23 protein-coding genes and 1 pseudogene are annotated in these 23,069 nt (G+C 37.9%); 16 read left to right on the top strand and 8 right to left on the bottom strand.

Going from position 1 to position 23,069, the window contains the following annotated elements; translation table 11 throughout:
- Positions 1-2 precede the first annotated feature (2 nt).
- Genes CVS84_RS07255 through ruvX form a run of 3 tightly spaced genes read left to right on the top strand, consistent with a single transcriptional unit; the run spans position 3 to position 2,523 of the window.
- A complete protein-coding gene (locus CVS84_RS07255) occupies positions 3-1,376 on the top strand; it encodes a divergent polysaccharide deacetylase family protein (RefSeq protein ID WP_107691736.1) in 1,374 nt (457 codons plus the stop codon).
- Positions 1,373-2,143 (top strand): DNA-processing protein DprA, encoded by a 771-nt coding sequence (locus tag CVS84_RS07250; RefSeq protein ID WP_107691735.1) that lies wholly within the window; start codon positions 1,373-1,375, stop codon positions 2,141-2,143. Before CVS84_RS07255 ends, CVS84_RS07250 begins: the two co-directional genes overlap by 4 nt.
- Entirely contained in the window at positions 2,140-2,523 is a 384-nt protein-coding gene (gene ruvX / locus CVS84_RS07245) for a Holliday junction resolvase RuvX (RefSeq protein ID WP_107691734.1), read from the top strand. The genes CVS84_RS07250 and ruvX overlap by 4 nt, the downstream gene beginning before the upstream one ends.
- Before the next feature lie 15 nt (positions 2,524-2,538).
- Here the strand turns inward: ruvX and CVS84_RS07240 are convergent, their stop codons facing one another.
- The 6 genes from CVS84_RS07240 to CVS84_RS07210 all read right to left on the bottom strand — a co-directional run bounded on the left by CVS84_RS07240 (position 2,539) and on the right by CVS84_RS07210 (position 7,560).
- Entirely contained in the window at positions 2,539-3,339 is an 801-nt protein-coding gene (locus CVS84_RS07240; protein ID WP_107691733.1) for a hypothetical protein, read from the bottom strand.
- Positions 3,336-4,358, bottom strand: a complete 1,023-nt coding sequence (gene queA, locus CVS84_RS07235) for a tRNA preQ1(34) S-adenosylmethionine ribosyltransferase-isomerase QueA (protein WP_107691732.1) — start codon at positions 4,356-4,358, stop codon at positions 3,336-3,338. Before queA ends, CVS84_RS07240 begins: the two co-directional genes overlap by 4 nt.
- Positions 4,351-5,109, bottom strand: a complete 759-nt coding sequence (gene tatC / locus CVS84_RS07230; protein ID WP_107691731.1) for a twin-arginine translocase subunit TatC — start codon at positions 5,107-5,109, stop codon at positions 4,351-4,353. Before tatC ends, queA begins: the two co-directional genes overlap by 8 nt.
- Positions 5,109-5,507: a Sec-independent protein translocase protein TatB gene (tatB, locus tag CVS84_RS07225; protein ID WP_107691730.1), complete on the bottom strand. Its 399-nt coding sequence runs from the start codon at positions 5,505-5,507 to the stop codon at positions 5,109-5,111. Before tatB ends, tatC begins: the two co-directional genes overlap by 1 nt.
- Positions 5,508-5,574: 67 nt before the next feature.
- Positions 5,575-6,621, bottom strand: a complete 1,047-nt coding sequence (gene hemW, locus CVS84_RS07215) for a radical SAM family heme chaperone HemW (RefSeq protein WP_107691729.1) — start codon at positions 6,619-6,621, stop codon at positions 5,575-5,577.
- A 54-nt stretch (positions 6,622-6,675) separates the two neighbouring features.
- The gene (locus CVS84_RS07210) at positions 6,676-7,560 is read right to left on the bottom strand and encodes a helix-turn-helix domain-containing protein (protein ID WP_107691728.1); all 885 of its coding nucleotides are present in this window, start codon (positions 7,558-7,560) and stop codon (positions 6,676-6,678) included.
- Positions 7,561-7,666: 106 nt separating this feature from the next.
- Between CVS84_RS07210 and CVS84_RS07205 the strand changes: the two genes are divergently transcribed.
- From CVS84_RS07205 to cmoA, 12 genes are all read left to right on the top strand, one after another.
- A complete protein-coding gene (locus CVS84_RS07205) occupies positions 7,667-9,613 on the top strand; it encodes a TonB-dependent receptor domain-containing protein (RefSeq protein WP_107691727.1) in 1,947 nt (648 codons plus the stop codon).
- A 1-nt stretch (position 9,614) separates the two neighbouring features.
- Positions 9,615-10,712 carry a PepSY-associated TM helix domain-containing protein gene (locus CVS84_RS07200; protein WP_107691726.1) on the top strand — a complete coding sequence of 366 codons (1,098 nt, stop codon included), beginning with the start codon at positions 9,615-9,617 and terminating at the stop codon, positions 10,710-10,712.
- A 64-nt stretch (positions 10,713-10,776) separates the two neighbouring features.
- Positions 10,777-11,241 (top strand): RNA pyrophosphohydrolase, encoded by a 465-nt coding sequence (locus CVS84_RS07195; RefSeq protein ID WP_021091471.1) that lies wholly within the window; start codon positions 10,777-10,779, stop codon positions 11,239-11,241.
- Positions 11,241-12,443, top strand: a complete 1,203-nt coding sequence (locus CVS84_RS07190; protein WP_021091541.1) for an aspartate kinase — start codon at positions 11,241-11,243, stop codon at positions 12,441-12,443. The genes CVS84_RS07195 and CVS84_RS07190 overlap by 1 nt, the downstream gene beginning before the upstream one ends.
- Positions 12,443-12,985: a HobA family DNA replication regulator gene (locus CVS84_RS07185; RefSeq protein ID WP_085658247.1), complete on the top strand. Its 543-nt coding sequence runs from the start codon at positions 12,443-12,445 to the stop codon at positions 12,983-12,985. The genes CVS84_RS07190 and CVS84_RS07185 overlap by 1 nt, the downstream gene beginning before the upstream one ends.
- Complete coding sequence (locus CVS84_RS07180; protein WP_107691725.1) at positions 12,986-13,606, top strand: DNA polymerase III subunit delta'; 621 nt, start codon at positions 12,986-12,988, stop codon at positions 13,604-13,606. It abuts the gene before it with no gap.
- Positions 13,603-14,742, top strand: a complete 1,140-nt coding sequence (gene folP, locus CVS84_RS07175; protein WP_107691724.1) for a dihydropteroate synthase — start codon at positions 13,603-13,605, stop codon at positions 14,740-14,742. Before CVS84_RS07180 ends, folP begins: the two co-directional genes overlap by 4 nt.
- 40 nt (positions 14,743-14,782) lie before the next feature.
- Positions 14,783-15,163: an NADAR family protein gene (locus CVS84_RS07170; RefSeq protein WP_413784323.1), complete on the top strand. Its 381-nt coding sequence runs from the start codon at positions 14,783-14,785 to the stop codon at positions 15,161-15,163.
- A 41-nt stretch (positions 15,164-15,204) separates the two neighbouring features.
- On the top strand, positions 15,205-17,148 hold the full coding sequence (gene ligA, locus CVS84_RS07165; protein ID WP_107691723.1) for an NAD-dependent DNA ligase LigA: 1,944 nt from the start codon (positions 15,205-15,207) through the stop codon (positions 17,146-17,148).
- Positions 17,138-17,851 (top strand): TlyA family RNA methyltransferase, encoded by a 714-nt coding sequence (locus CVS84_RS07160; protein ID WP_107691722.1) that lies wholly within the window; start codon positions 17,138-17,140, stop codon positions 17,849-17,851. Before ligA ends, CVS84_RS07160 begins: the two co-directional genes overlap by 11 nt.
- Positions 17,817-18,710 (top strand): bifunctional riboflavin kinase/FAD synthetase, encoded by an 894-nt coding sequence (locus tag CVS84_RS07155; RefSeq protein ID WP_107691721.1) that lies wholly within the window; start codon positions 17,817-17,819, stop codon positions 18,708-18,710. Before CVS84_RS07160 ends, CVS84_RS07155 begins: the two co-directional genes overlap by 35 nt.
- The gene (gene cmoA / locus CVS84_RS07150; RefSeq protein WP_103648276.1) at positions 18,707-19,411 is read left to right on the top strand and encodes a carboxy-S-adenosyl-L-methionine synthase CmoA; all 705 of its coding nucleotides are present in this window, start codon (positions 18,707-18,709) and stop codon (positions 19,409-19,411) included. The genes CVS84_RS07155 and cmoA overlap by 4 nt, the downstream gene beginning before the upstream one ends.
- Before the next feature lie 147 nt (positions 19,412-19,558).
- Here cmoA and CVS84_RS09655 read toward each other — a convergent pair.
- Together CVS84_RS09655 and rpsO are read right to left on the bottom strand one after the other, a co-directional pair.
- Positions 19,559-21,838: pseudogene (locus CVS84_RS09655) on the bottom strand (molybdopterin oxidoreductase family protein).
- Between the two features lie 405 nt (positions 21,839-22,243).
- The gene (rpsO, locus tag CVS84_RS07135) at positions 22,244-22,516 is read right to left on the bottom strand and encodes a 30S ribosomal protein S15 (RefSeq protein WP_004317763.1); all 273 of its coding nucleotides are present in this window, start codon (positions 22,514-22,516) and stop codon (positions 22,244-22,246) included.
- Between the two features lie 146 nt (positions 22,517-22,662).
- On the opposite strand from rpsO, the gene CVS84_RS07130 reads away from it, so the two are divergent.
- Complete coding sequence (locus CVS84_RS07130) at positions 22,663-23,067, top strand: RrF2 family transcriptional regulator (RefSeq protein WP_054196916.1); 405 nt, start codon at positions 22,663-22,665, stop codon at positions 23,065-23,067.
- The last annotated feature ends 2 nt before the right edge of the window (positions 23,068-23,069 follow it).

Here is a 23,069-nt window from a genome sequence, read left to right as displayed (position 1 = left end):
CCTTGAGCGAAAAAAAGACTACAAAGAAGCGACCTACAAAAAAGAGTGTAGGTCGCTCTCACAATAAAACCTATCTTGGTATCGGCATTATCGCGGCTATTTTGATAATAGCACTTAGCGTAGCTCTTAGTATAAAAAATAATGGTGCAGAACAGATAAGCAAAACAAATGAGCCAAAGATAGAGAAGCAAATTCCAAAAAAAGCTGAGCCAAAGGTTGCTAATAAAGAGAAAAAACAAGAATACGAGAAGAGAAAATACCCTCTAAAATTTGATGAAGATGAAAATTTAAGTAAAATTTTTACCGATCCTAAGCATAAAAGTGAGCTTGCTTTAAATTCAAAAGTTGAGCCAAAAGAGCAAAAAAAGATAGCTGAAGTAAAAAGCGAAGTCAAAAAAGAAGAGATAAAAAAAGAGCAAAACGATACTAAAAATTTGCTTGCAAGTTATAAGAATACAGAGCCTAGCGTAATAGAAAATGAACAAAAGATAGAGCCATTTTATAGCTCAAAAACCGAACAAGAAACTGAGTTAAAACCTCAAAATTTTGAAGCAAGAATTGATCAAAATAAAAGCACTGAATTTAAAAGTGAGAACACAAAAGTCGAGCCAACTAAAAAAGCTAAAAATTTAACTACCAAAAAGATAGAAAAAACAAAATATGAAGAAAAAAATATAAAAAAAGATAGCTTTGAAGCGGTACCTTTTACGCCAAACGCCAACATAAAAGGGCGCGCAAAGCTCGTTATCATAATAGACGATGTAGCGACATTTGAACATGCGAGTATGATAAAGTCGCTTGGTCTAAAAATCACGCCGTCTATTTTTCCAGCGACAAAGACTCATCCAGATACGCCAAATATCGCAAGAACATTTGAGTTTTATATGATACATCTTCCGATGCAAGCAAAACACTTTGATAGCCCAGAGATAGGCACTCTCACGATCAACGAGAGCTTTGAGAGTATGCTTGAGAAGATAAAAAAGATACGCAAAGACTTCCCGCGTGCAAAATATACAAACAACCATACAGGATCGCGCTTTACAAGCGATTTTGATGCTATGGATAAGGCATATAGGGCGCTGATAGAGCAGGGCTTTATTTTTGTTGATAGTAAAACTATCGCTCAAACCGCAGTAGCAAGAGCTGCAAAAAAACATAATCAGCCATACATTTCAAGAGATATATTTTTAGACGACGATCCATCGGCTAGTGCTGTTAGACGTGAGCTTGTGGCTGCTGTAAATTTGGCTAAAAAAAGAGGCTATGCGATCGCCATTGGACATCCAAAGAAAAATACGATCGCAGTGATAAAAGAGAGCAAAAATAATCTTTTAAAAGATGTTGATGTGGTTTATTTAAAAGATATTTTATGAGACTTGACTTTATCCCAGAGTCACTAAATAGACTAAAAAATCCACCAAAGCAGCTAAATTTTATCGGAGATACTTCGCTTTTATCTTTACCAAAGATCGCAGTTGTTGGCTCAAGAAAGGCAAGTGTTTATACAAAAGAGTGTGTTGTAGCACTTTGCGCAGCACTAAAAAGTGCAAATGTCTGTGTGGTAAGTGGTGGAGCAATCGGCGTTGATATCGTAGCTCATAAAGCTGCTATGCCACGAACAATTGGCATTTTTGCGAGCGGACTTGACACCATCTATCCAAGCCAAAATAAAGCGGCGATAAAAGAAATTTATGAAAAAGCCTTGGCTCTTAGTGAGTATGACAAAGGTGAGCCGCCACTTGCTTATAGATTTTTGGAGCGAAACCGCATAGTAGTGGGGCTTTGTGAAGCTCTAGTAGTCGCGCAAGCTGATCTTAAAAGTGGCTCGATGCAAATTGCAAGGCTTGCAAATGAGCTTAAAATTCCAGTTTATGTGTTGCCACAACGCATGGGTGAAAGCGATGGGACAAATTTTTTGCTTGCAAATAAAAAAGCTGAGCTTATTGATGACTATCATAAATTTGCTTCACTTTTTGGTGAGATAAAAGAGCAAGAAAAAACTAGTGACGAGATCTTAAAATTTTGTAAAAATGGTGTAAGTCTTGATGAAGTTTTGGCAAAATTTGGCGATATCATCTATGAGTATGAGCTTGAAGGACTAGTTGAAATTTCAAATCTAAGAGTAAAGAGCTTGCTATGAGAGAGAAATTTATGGCTATTGATGTTGGGCTAAAGCGAATAGGACTTGCCTTTGGTTTTGGCGAGATCGTGACTCCGCTTGATCCAGTTTTTAGAAAAAATAGAAATCAAGCCGCAAGAGATGTGAGCCAAAAGATAAATGAATATGCTCCAAATACGCTAGTGGTGGGCGTGCCAATCGGTGGTAGTAGCGAAGATGAGATGAGAAGACGCATCGAGCATTTTGTCTCACTTCTTGATGTAAAGGCAAATATTGTCTATCAAGATGAGGCCTTTAGTAGCAGTGAAGCTAGTGAAATTTACACAAATACAAAGCGAGATGGTAGGCTAGATAGCATTTCAGCCACTATTATTTTAAAAAGATATCTTGGGATAAATTAAAAAGCAAAAATCGGTCTATTTCTCAAGCGAATTTTTAAAAGCTAGCTGAAAGCTATCTGTGCTAAAGGGCTGCTTTAATACTGTGACATGATTTGGCAGATCGTTAGCCGACTCATCGTTTTTGCAAATGGCTACAATACGAAAATTTTTAATATTTTTAAACTCAAGTATATCTTCTAGCATCGCTTCATTTTTTAAAATTTTACCATCGATAAAAACAACAAATGGAGTAAAAATAGAATCTTTTATGTGTCTCATTAGATTACTAAGGTCGTTTTTACCGATAACCTTTAGACCTAAAAAATTTATCTGAGTACTAATGGTGTCAAACAAAGCATCGTCATCGCAAGCGATCAAAATATTTGTATTTGTTTGATTTTTGATATTTATTTGTCTTTGGATAGCTCTATCGCCTGTTAGTGCCGCACTAAAAGATATTAAAAATTCCCCATCATTGTGAGAGATCATAGATTCATTTGCTTTTTTTAGATAATCATTTATTTTGCTAAGATAGTAGTGACTTGGTCTCATTACGCTATGGCTAGATTTTATCTTAATGTCAAAATGCACAGATTTGGGACTATAATTTTTAAGCTGAAAGAGAATGTAAATGTCCGCATATTCGGTAGAGTAAAGGAAAAATTTGCAAATATTTTCAAGTGTTTTTATGAGATTTGTGGCATCAAATTTTAAAAACCTTGGATAACTTGGATCGTAACTAAAAATGATGGAATTTTTAGTGTCTTGCGCATCTTGGTATATGGCGCTAAGAAAAATTTCCATTCTGTTTATGATATCGATAGGCTTATCTTTCATATTATCAACATCCCGTCGCCGTATGAGTAAAATCTATATCTTTGCTCAACCGCCGTTTTATAAATTCTCATCGTCTCTTCAAGCCCTATAAAGCTGGTTACTAGCATTATTAGGGTTGATTTTGGTAGATGAAAATTTGTAAGAAGGTAGTTTTGTCTAATTGGCTTATTATTTAGGTTTAAAAATAGCTTGCAAAAGCCGCTTGCTTGCTTACTTCTTGCAAATTCTTCAACGCATCTAGTAACTGTCGTACCAACGCCAAGGATTGGTTTATTAGAATTTATAATCTCTTGAGCTTGCTCGCTTAGCTCGTAAAATTCTGAGTGCATTTTATGGTCATTTATATTTTGGCACTCCACGCCTTTAAATGTCCCAGCGCCAACATGAAGCGTAATGTAGGCTACTTCATGCTTTGCTTTTATCCGCTCTAGCATTTGTTCACTTATGTGAAGGCTGGCTGTTGGAGCTGCCACTGCGCCGCTATTTTTGGCAAATATGCTTTGATACCAGCTCTCATCATCCTTTGTATCAGCCCTTTTAATGTATGGCGGAAGTGGAACATGACCAATCTTTTCAAGTTCACTAAAAAGGTGAACATTATCAAGCAAAATGCCATTTTGCGTAAAATTTACCACTCTTGTGCCATCGTCATTTAGCTCAAGCACATTTACTTTTAGATTATCAGGAAAATTTAAAACGCTACCAGAGCTTACTTTACCTCTTATATAGACGCTAAATTTATTTTCGCCTATGGGCTGATTTAGCATTACTTCGCAAGCCCCGCCGCTTTCTTTTTGTCCTAAAATGCGAGCTTTGATAACTTTTGTGTTATTAAAAATGACCGCTGCGTCCTCTGGGATGAGGTTGGAGAGATCTTTAAATTTGTAGTGTTTTATCTCTTTTGTATTTTTAAAATAGACAAGCAATCTTGCCTCTTCTTTTGGCAAAACTGGCTCTTTTGCGATGAGCTCTTCTGGCAAAAAATAATCATAACTTGAGACGTCGTTTATATTACTCATCGCTTGCTACATCGCTGTCTTGTTCTTCTTTTTCGTCTTCATCGTCGCTCTTGCTAGCTCTTTTAGCGACGATTATTGAAATTCCATAAAGTCCGATGAGTGGTAGTGCCATTAAGACTTGACTTATCACATCAGGTGGTGTAACGATAGCTGCAAAGATAAAGATAATAACAACAGCGTATCTGAAGTAATCTTTTAGCATTTTGTCATCGACAAGTCCGATCTTTGCTAAGAAAAATGTAATGACTGGTAGCTCAAATGAAATTCCAAAGCCAATTAGTAGTTTTGCAAAAAAGCCAACATACTCGCCAATGCTTGGTAGTGCCGTAAAGAGCTGGCCACCAAAATTTACCAAAAATGCAAAGCCAAGTGGAATCACCACGTAATAACAAAATGCCGCTCCACACGCAAACATAAATGAAGCTGAGATGACAAATGGGATCACATATTTTTTTTCATTGTCATAAAGTCCAGGGGCGACAAATAGCCAAAACTGCCAAAAAATGATAGGTAGCGCGATCACGACACCAGCAAAAAATGCAACCTTCATCGCTGTAAAAAATGGCTCTTGAATTTGAGTGAATATGATATTTGAGCCAGCTGGCAAGACCTGTTTTAGCGGTTCGCTCATCCATGCAAGCAGTGGGTTCCAAAACGTAAAGCAGATGCCAAAGCAGACAAAAACGCTTACTATGCTTATAAAAAGTCTCTTTCTAAGTTCGATTAAATGGGGTCTTAACTCTTCAAACATTACGCCTCTTTTTTATCGTTTAAGATCGCATCTTTAACTAAATTTGTTGGATTTTGTATATTTTCTACTGTTGTTTTCGTGTCGCTTACGACATTTTGTATATCGTTTGTGATATCATTTGCGCTTTTTTTGATCTCATCAAGCTCTTCAAAAGTAAGCTTTTTGCGCACACTTTGCGTGCTTTTGGTTATGCTTTCTTTATATTTTTGAGCATCTTCTTTAAGCTCAGCTATCTTCATCTCTTGATCAAAGGTTGATTTTGCGTCATTTATGCCTTTTTTAAACATTTTTAGAAATTTTGCAATCTGAACCATCGCGCTTGGCAGCTTGTCAGGACCTAAAACTAACACTGCAATAATGGCGATAACTAAGATTTCAGAGAAACTCATTCCAAACATTTTTGCCTCTATTAAATTTTATTTAAGCTTTGTATTTTATCTTGACTTTGCTCAAAATTTTATAAATTTAGCCCTCGATAAAGAGTGCGATCTCGTCGCTTAGTAAGAAATTTGGATTGTAAAATTTACCATTTTTAAAGAGTAGTTTTTCATTTTCTACAAGCAGATTTGCTCTTTTTATCTGAGCCTCACTTAAGCGCCCAGCCTCCACGCCAACTATACTTCTAAGCCCTAAAAATATATGCTCTCTTGCTAGCTCACTCTCGTTTAAAATTTCCTTTTCCCTATATGTTGGTTTGGCGATGTAGGTATCTATGTTATTTTTGGCGTAGTATCTGGTGCCATCCACAAAACCCACACTAAAAACCCCTACGCCAAGGTAGTTTTTGCCTTGCCAGTAGCCAAGATTGTGCTTGCAAATTTGACCAAAATTTGAAATTTCATACTGCTTAAAGCCAGCAAGTCCAAGTTGTTCTATCATAAATTTAGCCAGGCTGTCGCTATCCTTTTTATAGCTTTTTTTGCCAGCAAATGGGGTGTTTTCCTCAAGTGTGAGCGAGTATGCGCTAATGTGGGTGATATTAAGATCTTTTAAATTTGCCACTTCAGCTAAAAGGCGTTTTTTAGTATCAAATTTAGTGTCGTAGATAAGGTCTAAATTTATGTTGTTAAAGCCGGCTTTTCCAGCATTTTCTACAGCTTTAAAAATTTGCTCCCTACTGTGAATGCGACCAAGAAATTTAAGCTTATCTTCAAAAAAACTTTGAGCTCCAAAGCTTATGCGATTTGCACCTAAATTTTTTACATGCTTTAGCCAGGCCAAATTTGCAGAATTTGGATTTGCCTCAAATGTGATCTCAGCTTCAGGCGTGCAAAGTGGAGCTAAAATACTAAAAATTTCATCATAAAATTTAGCATTTACAGCACTTGGTGTACCTCCGCCAAAAAATATGCTTGAAATTTCTCTTACATTTTGGCTTTTTAGCTGAAAATTTAGATCAAGGCAAAGCGCCTTAAAATAGGCGCTAACCTTGTTAAATTCATCGTCACTTGAGCCAAAAGCACAATAAGGACACTTGCTTTCGCAAAATGGCACATGGATATAAACTTGCAAATTTCTCTCTTTTTAAATTTTGAGGATTATAAGAAATTTGGCATTTATAGTAGTTTAAAAGTAGCTTTTGGTCTTTAAGAGTTTGCTTGGTAAAAAGCCAAAATTTATCTTAAAAATTTTTGCAAAATGTGCAGTATTTGTATAGCCTACGATATTTGCAGCTTCTTTTATGCTGATATCATTTTGCTTTAAAAGAGTAAAAGCGAGCTTTAGACGCTCTTTTGCTAAGAGCTGGTAGATCGTATCTTTGAAAAATAGCTTAAAATTTTTCTTTAGCCAAAAGTCATTTGTGCCACAAAGATGGGCTAGCTCCTTGATGCTTGGAGGATTTTGCATACGACTTAACAAGATCGTTTTAGCCTTTAAAAGAATCTTTTCTTCATCTCTACTAAGTGAAATTTCGCGCTCTTTTTGTATTTTGCTTTTATAAATAAGCTCTAAAATTTTTGACTCGGTAAAAATTTCCCTCATTGCGCCTTCATATAAATTTGTCGTATCAAGTTCATTTAAAACGCAAATTTGAGCTAAATCTTTTTTGTGTTTCAAAAGCTCAAATTTATCATCAAATCTAAGCCCAGCAAATATCTCAAGCTTATTTGCGTAGCTTTCGTCAAAAAGTAGTGTTTTTGTCTTATAAAATTTATTTTGATACTCAAAGATACCTTTAAAATCGTCATTAACAAGCCCAATGCAAAATTCATCTTTGTTTAAGATATACTCTTTTTTATCAAGCTTAAAGCAAAGATCGTTTTTAGCCTCATTAAACATTAAAAATAGGTATTTTTTAGACTTTTGACGATCTCTTTTTATCCTGCCGTTACATAAAATTTCACTTTTTAGATAGCTAATACCGCTGCTTTGTTTGAAAAACTCTACGCTTATTTGTTTTTCCTTTTGAGATATCTTTCTCGTTCCATATTTTTTGTCTAAATTTATCATTTTATCCCTCAAGCGTTAAATTTAATCCCTTTAGCGTTACGTATGATATTGATAACGATTATTTAATTTTAGTAAAATGTGCATTAAATTTTTATAAGGAGTTTTTGTGAAAAGTGCATTAAAATTTTCTATTTGTGCGGCAATTTTTATAAATTTACCGCTTTTTGCAAATGAAGATAAGGTTCTACCAGAAGTTAAAGTAGTGAGTGCAACAGGGTTTGAGCAAAATATCAAAGACGCACCAGCAACGCTTAGCGTTATAACCAAAGAGGCATTAGAAAAGAAAAATCACAAAGATATCGAGAGCATGACCAAAGATATCCCAAGTCTTTTTGGGACAAGTCCCGCAGCGGCAAATAGACGAGGAATTTCTATACGTGGATTCTCTCCAAGATTTACTAAAATTCTAGTAAATGGCATGCCAGTACCAGGCGATAACGCCTATAAAGGACTTAGAAGTGTTGGAGGCTCATATAGTTTCGTCCCACCAGCAAGTGCGATAAGCCGTATTGAAGTGATACGTGGACCTATGAGCTCGCTTTATGGAAGTGACGCACTAGGCGGAGTTATAAATATCATAACAGATGAGTTTAGCAATGAATTTGGTGCAAATCTTGGCTCAAGCTATAAATTTGCAAGAAATAAAAATATAAGTGGCGAGCTTTACAATAGCCTTTATTTGCACTCTGGACTAATTGATGATGTTTTAAGTGTTTCTGTTTATGGTAAAAATTTAAATAAATCAGAAGATAAAATTTCTTATGGAATCAGAGAGCAAAAGGATAGAAATTTTGGTGCAAAACTATTTTTTAAGCCAAATGAAAATAATGATCTTATACTTGAGCTTGCAAGAAGCGATGTGAAATATAAAAGAACTAAAGGCAAAACACTATCAACTGGTACTAACTCGGTTGCTAGCGAGAGAATAGAGGGAGATATGATAAATTTAAGCCACGAAGCAAGGCTTGATAATATCTTGCTTCAAAGCTATTTATCTTATGGCAAGATAAAAGAGACAGCTCAACAAAATTTGACGTTAAAGACTCTAAATTTTGATACAAAAGGCTCATATTTTACTGATAATAATGCCTTTACATTAGGACTAAACGCTAAAAAAGAAAAGCTTGACGAAAAGGCTACCACAGCAGATGCGGCAAATGTAAAAAGGTATGATGTTTCGCTTTACGGCGAAGATGATTATCATCTTACAAAAGACTTTATCTTAAGTACTGGTATTCGTTATAACTACGATGAACACTATGGATCGCACGTTTCACCAAGAATTTATGGCATCTATAGCTTAAACGACTTTTTCGCCTTAAAGGGTGGAGTTAGCACAGGTTATGCAACACCCGATATCAAGCAACGAACACAAGATCTTGCGTTGCCATTTGCTGGAGGACGTGGAGCACAGCTTGGTAGAAGCAGTCTTAAGCCAGAGTCAAGCGTAAGCTATGAATTTGGCGGCGTTTATAATAATAATGAAGGTTTTGAAACGTCTTTAACTGGCTTTTACACAAGTTTTAAAGATATGTTAAGCTATAACCCTATCTGCTCAAGAGGCAGTGTTTGCAGGCATAAAGGCAAAATTTATCCAAATGGTATTTGGGAGAGTATAAATATCGGTAAGGCTGAAATTTACGGAGTTGAGCTAACAAATGAGTGGCAGGTGACAAATGCTCTTAGACTAAATCAAAGCTATGTTTATACAAAATCAAAACAAAAAGATGGACCAGAAGCTGGTAAAACCTTAAACAACTATCCGCTTCATACATTTAAATTTGGAGCGAACTACGAGCTAAATAGATGGCTAAATTTCTGGTCACAGATAAATTACTATGGTAGAACTAAAAACTCTTTTAACTATGCTAATGATATGAGAGCTTACGTTATTGCAGATCTTGGCATAAACTACAATGTAACTAAAAATTTCAGCCTAAATTTAAGCGTTTATAATCTCTTTAACGAGTTTTTTACGACAAGATCAAACGGATATGATATCTTAATAGCCGATGGGCAAAAGATCGAGCTTGGCTTTAATCTAAAGTTTTAAAATGTTTAAAATTTGGCGGAAATTTCATTTAATTTTAGCTCTTATCTTTGCTTTGCCACTTTTGATAATCTCAATTAGTGGAGCGATTATTTCGTATCACGATGAGATAATTGAGACTTTTAGCAAAGATGAGATAGAGATAACGACTAATAAAAGTGCTCTAAAAATAGATGAAATTTTAAAGGTCTTTAGTAAGACTTGGCCAAATTTTAACCTTAGTTATATAAAGATAAAAGGCGAGGCAAATAGAGCTTATGTGGTAAGCGGCACAAGCCAGAATGGCGAGTTTAAGTCATTCTTTGTAGATCCTTATACGGGCGAGGTAGTCTCTGAAAATAGCGTGGAAAAATTTATAGGGCTAGCCTTAAATTTGCATAAAAATCTAGGACTAGCTCTATTTAAAAATGAAAATTTATCTAAATTCGCAAGTGAGCTAGTGGCGATTTCGACGCTTGCACTACTTGTGACTTTAATAACCGGGGTACTGATACATTTTTGGAGATTTAGAAGTAAATTTATTAGCGCCTTTAAGCTAAATCTAAAGGCGAAGAAATTTGCATTTTTATATTCGCTACATGGATTTTTAGGGCTTTATTTGGGGGTTATTTTGCTTATTATTTGTGTTAGCGGTCTATACTTTTCTTATGAGAGCTTTGCTAAGGTCATAAATCAAATTTATGGCGAGCAAAAGGTATTTAAAAAGCCAAATTTCACTAGCAAAAATGGCTTTAGTTTAAATGATGAGCCAAAGGTAGAAAACCTTCAAAAAGCTTATGAAATTTTTACTTTAAAATTTGGAAATGAGTTTGATGCTTTAAATTTTATCCTCAATAAAGACGGCGTAAAATTTATGATCTTTTACTTGCCAAAAGGTGCTAGTGAGAGTGACGGCGTTAGGCTTATAGTCGATACGGCAAGTGGAGAAATTTTAAAAAATACCATGCCAAAATCTTTTGAAATTTATAAATTTATGCTTGATCTGCACGCTGGATATATATTCGGAGAGGCTGGGAAATTTATCTTTTTTATGGCTTCTTGTGGAGTTGGCGTGCTACTTTTTAGCGGCTGTGTGATTTATTATAGACGGCGTAAAAAGTAGTTTTTATTTATCTATCTCTTAACTCTTTTTAGTTATTATCCCAAATAAAATTTTTGGAAAAATCATGCAAAAAAAATACAGACCAAATGTGGCAGCTGTTATTTTGTCTAGCTTGTATCCATTTAAATGTGAAATTTTAGTCGCAAAAAGGGTGGATATGGACGATATTTGGCAGTTTCCTCAAGGCGGAATAGACGAAGGTGAGAGTCCAAAGCAGGCTTTAAAAAGGGAGCTTAAAGAAGAGATCGGAACTGATAAAATCGATATTTTAGATGAGTATCCGCAGTGGCTAAGCTACGACTTTCCAGCAAACGCGGCAAAGAAATTTTATCCATTTGATGGACAGACACAAAAGTATTTTTTGGTTAGACTTAAAAATGGTGCCAGCATAAATTTAAAGACAGAGCATCCAGAGTTTAGCGAGTATAAATTTGTAGATTTTGGTAGAAGTTTAGAGGGAATAAATCACTTTAAAAAGCCTATTTATGAAAAGGTTTTGAGTTATTTTAAAGAGAAAGGATATTTTTGATGTTGATCGTTCAAAAATTTGGCGGAACTAGCGTAGGAACACTTGAACGCATCGAAGCTGTGGCAAATAGAGTCATTGAGACAAAAAATAGCGGTGCAGACGTAGTTGTGGTAGTTTCTGCGATGAGCGGAGTTACAAATCAATTGGTTGAATATAGTGAGTATTTTTCAAAACATCCAGATGGCGTCGCCACTGATATGCTTTTAAGCTCTGGAGAGCAAGTAACGACCGCGCTTTTAACGATCGCACTTAATGCAAAAGGCTATGCGTGTGTGGGTATGACAGGTGCGATGGCAGGCATAATTACTGATGATATTCATACAAAAGCAAGGATCGAAAGGATAGAGACTGCTAGGCTAAAAGCCGAGCTAAAAGCTGGCAAAATCGTAGTTGTGGCTGGCTTTCAAGGTATAGATGAAAAAGGTAATATCACAACCCTTGGTAGAGGCGGTAGTGATCTTAGTGCGGTTGCTTTAGCAGGGGCGCTTGATGCTGACCTATGCGAAATTTTTACCGATGTTGATGGCGTTTATACGACTGATCCAAGGATAGAAAAAAAGGCAAAAAAACTGGAAAAGATAAGCTATGATGAGATGCTAGAGCTCGCTTCTGCTGGGGCAAAGGTACTACAAAATCGCTCAGTCGAGCTAGCAAAAAAACTAAATGTAAAACTCATTACAAGAAGTAGCTTTAATCACAACGAAGGTACATTAATAGCAAAGGAAGATGACAATATGGAAGCAGTTTTAGTAAGCGGAATAGCACTAGATAAAAATCAAGCAAGAGTAACACTAAGAGGCGTAGTTGATAAACCTGGCATCGCAGCAGAAATTTTTACAGCTTTAGCTCATGAAAACATAAACGTAGATATGATAATCCAAAACGTAGGACATGACGGTACTACAAATTTAGGCTTTACAGTGCCACAAAACGAGCTTGAGCTAGCAAAAGAGACTATGCAAAAGCTCTCAGCTGCAAAACATATAGAATTTGATGACGCGATCGTAAAAGTTTCAGTTATTGGCGTCGGCATGAAGAGCCATAGCGGCGTAGCATGTCTAGCATTTGAAACGCTTGCAAAAGAGGGTATAAATATCCAAATGATCTCAACAAGCGAGATAAAAATTTCTATGATCGTTGATCAAAAATATGGTGAGCTAGCAGTTCGCGTACTTCATGATGCTTATAAGCTAGATAAATAATGCAAGATTTTATTCAGTGGACGTTAAAGGCTATTAGGGATGAGGGCCCTTTGATGAGCTGGATGGAGGAAAGGCGTGTCGAATGGACGCCTTTACTCGCATCTAGGCTTAAATTTTTGCTTGAGGGAAGGGCTTTTATAACTATAAGTGATGAAGAGCGAAGATGGTTTGAAATTTATCTTTTAAAAAAGATGAACCATTCAAAAAGCATAAGGCCATTTTTGCCATTTTTTAGCCTAAGATCACTCTATCCATCACTTGATGAGATAGAGACAAATGAGCAAAAGCAGCTTCTAAAAGATATGCTAAGTCTTGCTTTTCCAAACGGTTACTTGTTTTTTTATATCGGAAAGAGCCTTGATAAATATGCGAATTTAGCCAAAAGCGATGAGGATAGCTATATGTGGTTATTTGACGAGCAGGCACAAAATAGCTTTACGCTTAGCTCAAGTGATGAAAATTTAGACGTTAAGCTAATAAGCCTTTGCAAAATTTTTGATAAAAGCATCGATGCGGCGCTTTTTGCCAAGGTGATACTCTAAATGCTTAATAAAATCGTAGTTACAAGCGATTTTGAAAATTTAAAAGCCAAACTTGAAGATGAGTTTGGCATTAATAATTTAAGATTTTATATAAGTGATGATTTTTTGCTAGAAAATGCAAAGGAGGTCATCGCAGAAGCATACATTGCTGAAAAAGATGAAAAAATTTTAGTAATACATGCTAATTCTTTTAGGACAGAGGCTCAAAATGCACTTTTAAAGATCATCGAAGAGCCTCCAAGAAATATCAAATTTATAATAGTAACGCAGAGTAAAAATTTACTTCTACCAACGATTAGATCAAGAATGCTCATAGAAAATAATCTCACAAAAAAGCCAAAAATAACTCTTGATCTAAACTTAAAATCGCTTAGTTTAAAAGAGCTAACAAGCTTTATCGATCAAAAGATCGCAGACGAACAAGCTCAAAAATTTGGCAAAAATGAGCTAAAAGAGCTTGTGGGCGTTATCGTGACAAAGGCGGTTGATAGCGGGTATAAATTTAGCGGCGATGAGATGGATTATTTTTTCTCGCTTATTAAGCTAGCAGATCTAAATGCCAAGTCTCACGCCGTGCTAACGCCACTACTGCTTACTATATTTCAAAAAGGACGACGTTGAAATTTTATAAGATAAATAACAAAAGTGACTTTGATGAAATTTGCAAAGCCATCTCGCCAAGTCCTGCTGGCATTAAGCTTATGCATGAAAAAAGTGAGATAAATTTTATTTACATAGATGAGATAAAAACCCCAGCGGCAAATATCCTAAAGCAAGATGCGCTTAGTGTTGGAGCCGAGCTTGTGACGCATAGAGATACGATCTTGGGCAAAGAGAGCCTAAGCAAAGCCTTACTAATGGCGACAGATGCGCAGCTAAGCCAGCTAGCTAAAAAAGAGAAGCTACAAGACTTTGGGCTTAAAAAGCTTGCCGTCTTTTTAGAGACTAAATTTATAAAGCCCGCAAAGCCTCTTATAATGGGCGTTGCAAATATAAACACAGATAGCTTTAATGAACAAAGCCGTATAAATACTCAAAATGGCATAGCAAAGATAGAAAGTATGATCGAAGCAGGTGCAGACTACATCGACCTTGGTGGCGTTAGCTCAAGGCCAGGGAGCGAGTACTGCGGACGCGAGGAGGAATTTAGGCGTATAAAAGATGTCGTGGAGGAAATTTACAAGCTAAATTTACATGAAAAGGCGAAATTTAGCCTTGATAGCTTTGATCCTTATTGCCTTGAATTTGCTCTAAATCACGGCTTTAAGATGATAAATGACATCACGGCAAATGCCTCACTTGCCACGCTTGCGGCGCGATATGATGCTGAGTTTTGCATGATGCATATGCAAGGCGATCCTGCGACTATGCAAGTCGCGCCAAAATATAGTGACCTAATCGGCGAGATAGCAGGCTTTTTTGAGCAAAAGATAGTCCTAGCAAAGGAGCTTGGCGCTAAAAAGCTAGTGCTTGATGTGGGTATTGGCTTTGGTAAGACGGCTGAACAAAATTTGCTGCTTATCAAGCATTTGGAGCATTTTTTAAAATTTGATTGCCCACTACTAGTAGGTGCGAGCCGCAAATCAGTCATAAATCACTACCACCCAAGCGAGGTCAAAGACCGCTTGCCAGGCTCGCTTTATCTGCATCTAAAAGCCTTCGAAAACGGCGCGCAGATCATTAGGACGCACGATGTAGCCGAGCACAAGCAGCTTTTTAATATGCACGAGGCGATGAAGCAAACCACGCTTTGGTAGAGTTTATGGCTAAAAGCCGAGCGCGTGGTGATATAGAAATTTGGAGCAAATTTTGGCTGCTAAAGATCCGGCACAGATGAAGGCGCTTGGCAGGCAAGTGCGTAGCTTTGATGCTAAGGTCTGGGATGAGGTCAAATTTAGTGTCGTGCTAAATGCGAGCTATCTAAAATTTAGCCAAAATACCCCTTTGCGAGACTTTTTGCTCCAAACTGGGAGTAAAATTTTAGTTGAGGCAAGCCCAGTTGATAAAATCTGGGGCATAGGTTTGGCCGCAAGCGATGAAAATGCGCAAAATCCTATGAAGTGGCGAGGGCAAAATTTACTTGGCTTTGCGCTGATTAGGGTGAGGGATGAGATAGCAAAGGTCTATAAAAATGTCCATCTTTGTGACGCAAGAGAGCTAAATTTGGATCATTTATAAAGTATGTTTAAGATAAAATGCGGTGTAAATTTGGAGCAAAAATGACAAAACAAGAGTACGAACGAGCGATAGATACGCTAAATGCGTGGGCAAAGGCCTACTACGATGACGATGAGCCACTTGCAAGCGACGAGGAGTATGACGCACTCTATCACGCAGTGTTGGCCTTCGAGCAGGCAAATCCAAGCGAAATTTCTATCTTCTCACCGACAAAACGTGTAGGTGGTGCCGTAAAAGAGGGCTTTAGTAAGGCCAATCACATCAAGCGCATGTGGAGTATGGAAGATATCTTTGATCTTGGCGAGCTTGATGCGTGGCTAAAGCGTGGCGAGAAAGAGAATTTAACTTTTGTAGCCGAGCCTAAATTTGACGGAGCGAGCTTAAATTTACTCTATGAAAATGGCGTTTTGGTTAGGGCGATTACTAGGGGTGATGGCATTACAGGCGAAGACGTGACGCAAAATGCAAAGACGATAAATTCTGTTTTAAAGAACATTGATTACAAAGGGCTTATAGAAATCAGGGGTGAGGTAGTTATAAGAAAGGAAGATTTTGAGCTACTAAACGCAGAGCGCGCAAAAGAGGGCGAGGCACCACTTTCAAACCCTAGAAACGCCGCAGCTGGTAGTCTAAGACAGCTTGATAGCGCAGTGACTGCTAAAAGAAAGCTACTTTTCATACCGTGGGGCGTTGGAGAGCAGAGCCTTGGGCTAAAAGATCACAGCGAGGTGATGAAATTTGTGCGTGATCTTGGCTTTGAAAGAGATGATTTTTTTAAAATTTTAACAAAAGACGAGCTTGAGGCTGCATACAACGAGCTTTTGGCGAATCGTGACTCAAAAAGCGTGATGATGGATGGTATGGTGATACGTGTAAACGATCTCACACGCTGCGAAGAGCTGGGCTATACTGTTAAATTTCCAAAATTTATGGTGGCGTTTAAATTTCCAGCTATTGAAAAGGTGACTAGGCTAAAAGATGTTGCACTTCAGGTTGGTAGAAGCGGTGTAGTAACTCCTGTTGGCGTGCTTGATGAGGTAAATATAGATGGCGCAAATGTGAAATCTGCCACGCTTCATAACTTTGATGAAATAGAGCGCCTTGGAGTGATGAAAAACGACTATATCGGCATTATCCGCTCAGGAGATGTCATACCAAAGATCACAAAGGTTTATAAGGATAGGCGCGATGGCAGCGAAGAGGCGATAGATAGGCCAAAATTTTGTCCAGTTTGTGGCTCGCACCTACTTGATGAAGGGGTCTTTGTAAAGTGTCAAAATTTAAGCTGCAGGGCAAGAGTGGTAGGCTCAATAATTCACTACGCATCGAAAAAATGCTTAAATATAGACGGTCTTGGCGATGCGATCGTAAATTTGCTATTTGACAAGGGGCTAATTTCCTGCATAAAAGACATTTACGGCCTTAAATTTGATGATCTCATTGCGCTTGAGGGCTTTAAAGATAAAAAGATAAATAACCTTTTAAATGCGATCGAAGCTAGCAAAGGTGCGGAGCTATCGCGCTTTATCACCGGCCTTGGTTGCGAGCACATCGGCGAGGTGGCGGCTAAAAAGCTTGCAAGTAGCTTTGGACATGGCTGGCTTGATGCTAGCTTTGATGAGCTTGTCTCGCTTGAAGGCTTTGGTGCGGAGATGGCAAATAGTTTAACAGACTTTGCCGAGGTAAATAGGGACGAAATTTTAGCACTAAGCCAGATCGTGCAGCCAAGCGTGACGCAGGTGCAGAGCATCTCAAATGCACTAAGCGGCAAGACTGTCGTTATAACTGGCACGCTAAGTCGCCCAAGAGATGAGATAAAAGCCGAGCTTGAGAGCTTTGGCGCAAAGGTTTCTGGCTCAGTTTCTAAAAAAACGGACTTCGTGCTAGCTGGCGAGGAGGCTGGCAGTAAGCTAGAAAAAGCAAATGAGCTAGGCGTGCCGGTGATCGATGAGAGCGAATATGAGAGGCTAAAACTTGAGGTTTGATAACTACGTCGCAAGCGTTTTAAACATAAGTAGAAACAAGGCGAGCGAGCTTATAAAATCTGGCAAGGTGCTAACAAACGGCGAAATTTGCACCAAGGTTTCAAGCGAGGTTAGCGAGGCTAAAATTTCACTGCTTGATGAAATTTACGTTGGGCGAGGTGCTTTGAAGCTAAAGAGCTTTTTAGAGGCGATGAAATTTGATCTAGCAGGCAAAAACGCACTTGATATCGGCAGTTCAACTGGTGGCTTTATGCAAATTTTGCTTGAGCGTGGCGTAAAGAGCGTGACTGGCGTCGATGTTGGCACCGATCAGCTGGACACTAGCCTAAGAGGCGATGAGCGAGTAAAAATTTATGAAAAAACTGACGTCAGGGAGTTTGCCAAAACACACCAAAATAAATTTGATCTAATAACTTGTGACGTGAGCTTTATCTCTTTGGCTGAAATTTTGCCTGCCATTTGTGAGCTAGCAAGTGAGAATTCGCTCATTATCACGCTTTTTAAACCGCAGTTTGAAGTGGGTGTTGGCGTAAAACGAAATAAAAAAGGTGTCGTCACTGATATGAAAGCTATAAATTTAGCGATGAAGAGATTTGAAGTGATGGCTAATAGCTTAGGATTTAAAATGATAGCTTGCAAAGAGTGCGAAGTAAAAGGGAAAGAGGGAAATGCCGAATTTTTCTACGCTTTTAACAAAAGATAACATCACTGCCGTTGCGATCGGGCATTTTGACGGCGTGCATAGAGGGCATAAACAGCTTTTAAAGCAGCTTGGCGAGTTTGGCGGACTTGTCGTGATCGATAAAAATAAAGCCAACATCACGCCAAAGCTAAAGCGAGCGGAGTACTCAAATTATCCTTGCTTTTTATATGATTTTGATACCATTAAAGGGCTTAGCGGTGAGGAATTTATCGCGCTGCTAAAACATGATTTTAAAAATTTAAAAAAGATCGTTGTTGGATTTGATTTTAGATTTGGCAGAAACAGAGCGTGGGACAAGCACGATCTGAAAAGAATTTTTGATGGAGAGGTGGTTGTCGTTGATGAGGTTTGTTATGACGGCATGGGCGTGCATAGCTCATCCATCAGAGAGCTGATACGCCAAGGCAACATCGATGAGGCAAACAGGCTAATAGGCAGGGAGTACTCGATCGAGGGTAACGTGATAAAAGGGCAGGGTATCGGCGCAAAAGAGCTGGTTGCCACGCTAAATTTGGATGTAAAAAATTATCTTTTGCCTAAAGACGGTGTGTACGCCACAAGAACTAGGATAGGCTCATATACCTACGGCTCGGTCACATTTATAGGCAATAGGCTTAGCACAGATGGAAATTTTAGCGTCGAGACACACATCTTAGACGAAGTCGCACCAAAAGTAGCGAAGCATGTCGCGGTTTGTTTTATAAAACGTTTGCGAGATAATAAGAAATTTAACACACTTGAAGAGCTAAAAGAACAGATCAAATGCGATATAAACGGGGCTAGAGCTTGTGTTGGAGTGTGCGATCTTTTTGGCAATGAGACAATGAGATACTTTGATGGATACGGAGCCGGCATATGAGAGATGAAATTTTTAAAGAGCCTATAAGTAAGCAGTTCGAGTTTGACGACTTTGTGGCGAGCGTATTTGATGATATGATCTCGCGCTCGGTGCCATTTTACGATGTGAGCTCAAATCTAAACGCAAAACTGCTAGCTAAAATTTTGCCAAAAGATGCAAGTGTATGCGACCTTGGCTGCTCGACGGCAAATAGCTTACTTTTACTAAATAATCTTAGAAACGATCTCGTGCTAAGCGGCGTGGATAACTCTGAAGCTATGCTAGCAAATGCCAAAAACAAGGCAAAAGCTTATGGGGCAAAGATAAAATTTTTACTTGATGATATTTTAAAGTGCGAGCTAGCGGGCTTTGATGCAGTTTTAGCAAACTATACTTTGCAGTTTATTAGACCACCAAAAAGAGCTGATCTGGTGCAAAAAATTTATAACGGACTAAATGAAAATGGAGTTTTTTTGTTTAGCGAAAAGATCATCTTTGAAGATAAAAAGCTTACTAAAAGTGTCATAGAAATTTATGAAGACTACAAGCAGGCGCAAGGCTACTCACGCTACGAGATCGCTCAAAAAAGAGAGGCGCTTGAAAATGTGCTGGTGCCATACACCGAAGAAGAAAATAGAAATTTAGCCCTAAATGCTGGCTTTAAGCGAGTCGAGAGTACATTTAAATGGGGAAATTTTATGAGTTTTTTGGCGTTTAAATAAATTTAAAAATATCTGCTTTTGTGTTTAATATAAAATTTAACTACAAACAGTAAAGTTAAAATTTAGATTTTTTGGCTTCGCAATGTCAAAATTTTTGGATTATGAAATTTGGTAGTAAAGAAATTTAGCGGGAGTTACCCGCTAAATTTACTCATTTATCGCTGCATTTCCGTGATGGTGGAAGTCGTCGTAGATGATCTTTGAAGTTTGGAATTTTATGCGTTTTAGTTCGCGAACTCGTAAAAATTCTTCTTCATCGATCTTTTTGATCTGAATAGCTGCTTTAAATGTCGGAGTCTTACTGATGTAGTCCCAACCGCTGCTTGTTAACTCATTGCAAGAGCTCTCCCAGTAGTGGAAAGTCATCTGGATGATGCCATCAGGCACGATGTCTGTTACTTCAGCTTTTACGACAATGTAGCCGTATCTACTCCATGCTTTGATGAAGTCGCCTTGTTTTAAACCGTATCTTGCTGCAAGTGCTGGATTCATCTCGGCGATAGGTCCGATGCTATCTCCGCCTTCTTCAATCGCTCGTGAGCGTCTTGTCATAGTGCCAACGGTGTATTGATAGACCTTTCTAGTGGTTAGAAGCTGTATCGGATACTCATCGTCAGTCTTTTCATCGACTGAGCCAGCCATGATAGGATACTCAGGCGACATATTCATCTTCTTAGCAAACTCAAGTTTTGCACTTTCGATCTTATCGGCCTTATCCACAAAGAGTCATGGCACAAAACGACCTTTGCCATCAGGTGTGAAAAATTTCTTATCAAGATAGAGGCTCTGACCGCCCATGTCATCTTCATTTGGACATGGCCAGTGAAGTCCATGATATTTTTTGATACGGTAATAACTCATGCCACCATATCGTCTTGGGTCGCATTTTCTAACTTCTTCCCAAATTTCTTCTGGTGAGTTGAAGTTAAATCCCTCTGTTGCACCTAAACGGCGTGCGATCTCGCAAACGATCCACCAGTCTTGTCTAGCATCTCCTGGAGGTGTGATGACTGCTTCGTTGTGCTGTACGCGGCGCTCTGCGTTTGTATAAAGTCCTTCTTTCTCACTACTTGCAACACCTGGAAGTATGACATCAGCTTTTAGTGAAGTCTCAGTTAAGAATAGATCTTGCACGACGTAGAAATCAACATGAGCGATACCTTTTAAGAAGTGGTTTGTATTTGGTTCAGAGATGACTGGATTTTCGCCGATAGTCCAGAAGAAATGCACTTTGCCATCAAGGATCGCATCAGGTACTTCGGTTTTGTGAACGCCTATTTTTGAGCTCAAAAATCCAGGTTCTAGGTGCCACATTTTTTCAAACCAAGCTCTTTGTTCTGGATCAGTGACTGAGCCAAGATTTGGGAAGATATTTGGCAAAACACCCATATCGCAGCAGCCTTGAACATTCTCTTGGCCCCTTAGTGGCAGGTCGCCTGTGCCAAGCTCGCAGATGTTACCAGTGATCAAGAATAAATTTGATACGTCGCAAACTCCGCCAACGCCGTGGTTAAAGTGAGTTACACCCATGCCGTGAGTGATGACAGCTGGCTTTGTGGTAGCGTACATTCTAGCAGCCGCTCTGATATCCTCTGGATTTAGCCTTGTGTATTTGGCCACGACCTCTGGAGCATAGTCTTTTACAGCCTCCTTGACATACTCAATGCCGATTGTGTGATCTCTTACAAATTCCTCATTTACAAGGCCTTCTTCGATGATAGTATAAAGAAGTGCATTGATAACTGGGATATTGTGCTCTGGCTCTAGCTGTAAGTGAATGTCTGCTCTGCTTGCAAACTCAGTCTTAATAGGATCAATAACGATCAGTTTTGCGCCGCGATTTAGCGCTCTTTGGATGTGCATAGCTGCGATTGGGTGACCATTTTCTGGATTTGAGCCTATCATTAATATACAGTTACTATAAGTGCCAATCTCCGTAAAGCTATTTGTGGCAGCTCCGTTTCCGATTGTTTTAGCAAGTACTGCTGCTGTCGGAGCGTATCAAATTCTAGCGCAGTGATCGACGTTGTTTGTGCCAATTACTGCACGCATTAATTTTTGAGCAACGTAGTTGTCCTCAAGTGTACAACGTGCTGAGAAATTTCCAGCTAATGCGTCTGGGCCATATTTTGCTTTGGTCTCTTTCATTTTCTCTACAACAAGATCAAGTGCCTCGTCCCAGCTGGCCTCTTCAAATTCGCCATCTTTTGAAAACACACCGTTTTTCTTTCTGATGAGTGGTTTTGTAAGTCTGTCCGGACTTGCTACATAGTCCCAGCCGTAAAAGCCTTTTAAGCATAAATTTCCTTGATTGACTGGATTGTCTCCAACGCCAGTTGCGGCACGAACGACGTTATTTTCCACATGTAAGGTAACCTGACAGCCCGTCCCACAATAAGGACAGATGACTTTGCCTTCTTTCATCATTTTCTCCTTTACTATGCAATATTTGCATATTTCTATATGGGTAATATTAGTAGTCAGATTCTTAATCTTTAATAAAAATTATTTATCTATAAAAATAAATTTATATTTTAAGTTAAAGTTAAATTAATTTATAAAAATCGCTTATTTTAGGGTTTTATGACAAATATAAATTTTGTATAAATTTAATATTTTAGTAAATAAATAACAAAATACTTAAAATTGTTATTTAAACTAAAACAAAAAAACTAATTTTGATTTAACCTTATTAAAAAAGATTAGTAGTATTAAAGAGAGATAAATTAATACTTAAAATAAAAAATTTAGTAATGAAATAGAAAGTTAAAGAAACAGAATTAATAAAATATAAGGAAACGAATTTAAATGGAGAGCAGTCGCTCTCCGTGATTATTTATCTCTTAAGCCAAGCTCAGAGATTAGTTTTGAATATGTAGTATAGTCTTTATTTTTAAGATACTTTAAAAGTCTTTTTCTTTGACCAACTAGTTTCAAAAGACCTAAACGTGATGAAAAGTCTTTTTTGAAAATTTTAAGGTGTTCTGTAAGTTCAGTTATTCTAGCTGTTAAAAGAGCTATTTGAACTTCTGGAGAGCCTGTATCTCCCTCTTTTCTAGCGAATTTCGCAACTATTTGAGCTTTTTTAGCCGAATCCAAAGCCATAATGACCTCCTGATTGGTGAATTTTGAAAGAGCGATTATAGCATTTAAAACATAAAGTTAGATAAAACTACGCTTTTTAAAAATTAATGAAAAATGCAGTAAAAATTTTATAAAATTAGGGCTATTTAAAGACCTAAGGAAGATAAATGCTTTTTACAAAGGCAAGCGAATATGCTCTACTTTCACTTATTTTAATATCTCAAAAATCATCTCCAGTTGATGTTGATACGATCTCTAATGAACTTAAAATTTCAAAAAGCTTTTTAGCCAAAATTTTACAAAATCTTGCAAAAGATGGAATTTTAAAGTCGTTTAAAGGGGCAAATGGCGGTTTCGCGCTAAATAACGAACCTGAAAATTTAAGCATAAAAAAGATAATAGAGTGCGCTGAAAAACGTGAACTTAATGTCTTTGAGTGCTCATCTTCTGCAGATGGCTGCCCGTCAAATAAAGCCTCAAGCTGTCAAATTTGGTCGATGTTTAGTGGTCTTCAAAGCAAGATCGACGAGATGCTTGATGCGATCAAGCTAAGTGACATCGTTAAGAAGTAGAA

The organism is Campylobacter concisus (genome assembly GCF_003048575.1).
Taxonomy (GTDB): domain Bacteria; phylum Campylobacterota; class Campylobacteria; order Campylobacterales; family Campylobacteraceae; genus Campylobacter_A; species Campylobacter_A concisus_U.
The sequence above is the reverse complement of the archived record's forward strand: the minus strand, read 5'-3'. Positions and strand labels throughout refer to the sequence as shown.

Bases quoted from the DNA above. Each gene is read 5' to 3' on its own strand.
- ruvX (WP_107691734.1), top strand. From the start codon at position 2,140: ATGAGAGAGAAATTTATGGCTATTGATGTTGGGCTAAAGCGAATAGGA.
- CVS84_RS07130 (WP_054196916.1), top strand. From the start codon at position 22,663: ATGCTTTTTACAAAGGCAAGCGAATATGCTCTACTTTCACTTATTTTA.
- CVS84_RS07190 (WP_021091541.1), top strand. From the start codon at position 11,241: ATGTTGATCGTTCAAAAATTTGGCGGAACTAGCGTAGGAACACTTGAA.
- CVS84_RS07210 (WP_107691728.1), bottom strand. From the start codon at position 7,560: ATGATAAATTTAGACAAAAAATATGGAACGAGAAAGATATCTCAAAAG.
- CVS84_RS07155 (WP_107691721.1), top strand. From the start codon at position 17,817: ATGCCGAATTTTTCTACGCTTTTAACAAAAGATAACATCACTGCCGTT.
- CVS84_RS07185 (WP_085658247.1), top strand. From the start codon at position 12,443: ATGCAAGATTTTATTCAGTGGACGTTAAAGGCTATTAGGGATGAGGGC.
- tatC (WP_107691731.1), bottom strand. From the start codon at position 5,109: ATGTTTGAAGAGTTAAGACCCCATTTAATCGAACTTAGAAAGAGACTT.
- CVS84_RS07250 (WP_107691735.1), top strand. From the start codon at position 1,373: ATGAGACTTGACTTTATCCCAGAGTCACTAAATAGACTAAAAAATCCA.
- ligA (WP_107691723.1), top strand. From the start codon at position 15,205: ATGACAAAACAAGAGTACGAACGAGCGATAGATACGCTAAATGCGTGG.
- CVS84_RS07200 (WP_107691726.1), top strand. From the start codon at position 9,615: ATGTTTAAAATTTGGCGGAAATTTCATTTAATTTTAGCTCTTATCTTT.
- rpsO (WP_004317763.1), bottom strand. From the start codon at position 22,516: ATGGCTTTGGATTCGGCTAAAAAAGCTCAAATAGTTGCGAAATTCGCT.
- CVS84_RS07240 (WP_107691733.1), bottom strand. From the start codon at position 3,339: ATGAAAGATAAGCCTATCGATATCATAAACAGAATGGAAATTTTTCTT.
- CVS84_RS07195 (WP_021091471.1), top strand. From the start codon at position 10,777: ATGCAAAAAAAATACAGACCAAATGTGGCAGCTGTTATTTTGTCTAGC.
- tatB (WP_107691730.1), bottom strand. From the start codon at position 5,507: ATGTTTGGAATGAGTTTCTCTGAAATCTTAGTTATCGCCATTATTGCA.
- cmoA (WP_103648276.1), top strand. From the start codon at position 18,707: ATGAGAGATGAAATTTTTAAAGAGCCTATAAGTAAGCAGTTCGAGTTT.
- CVS84_RS07180 (WP_107691725.1), top strand. From the start codon at position 12,986: ATGCTTAATAAAATCGTAGTTACAAGCGATTTTGAAAATTTAAAAGCC.
- queA (WP_107691732.1), bottom strand. From the start codon at position 4,358: ATGAGTAATATAAACGACGTCTCAAGTTATGATTATTTTTTGCCAGAA.